Annotated in this window: 1 protein-coding gene; it reads left to right on the forward strand. The window is 81.7% G+C overall.

What is annotated here, in order from left to right:
• Positions 1 to 2: 2 nt before the first annotated feature.
• Positions 3 to 241, forward strand: a 239-nt coding sequence (locus KVT14_RS21125; RefSeq protein ID WP_308161190.1) for an ATP-binding cassette domain-containing protein, incomplete at its 3' end; no start/stop codon positions are given.

The raw sequence follows: 241 nt of genomic DNA on the forward strand, positions 1-241 counted from the left end.
TGGTGGTGGCGCCGGGCGGCGTCGTCGGGCTGGTCGGACCCAACGGAGCGGGGAAGTCGACCCTGCTGCGGATCCTCGCGGGGGCCCGCGCGCCCGACGACGGCGCCGTCGCGGTGTCCCCGCCGCCGGCGCAGCTCGGCTACCTCGCCCAGGAGGTCGGGCGCCGCCCGGACGAGTCCGTGCGGGCGCACCTGGAGCGGCGCACCGGCGTCGGCCCCCGGCAGGCGGCGAGGGCCGCGGC

The sequence above is a fragment of the Cellulomonas sp. GbtcB1 genome (assembly GCF_019091725.1).
Classification (GTDB): Bacteria; Actinomycetota; Actinomycetes; order Actinomycetales; family Cellulomonadaceae; genus Cellulomonas.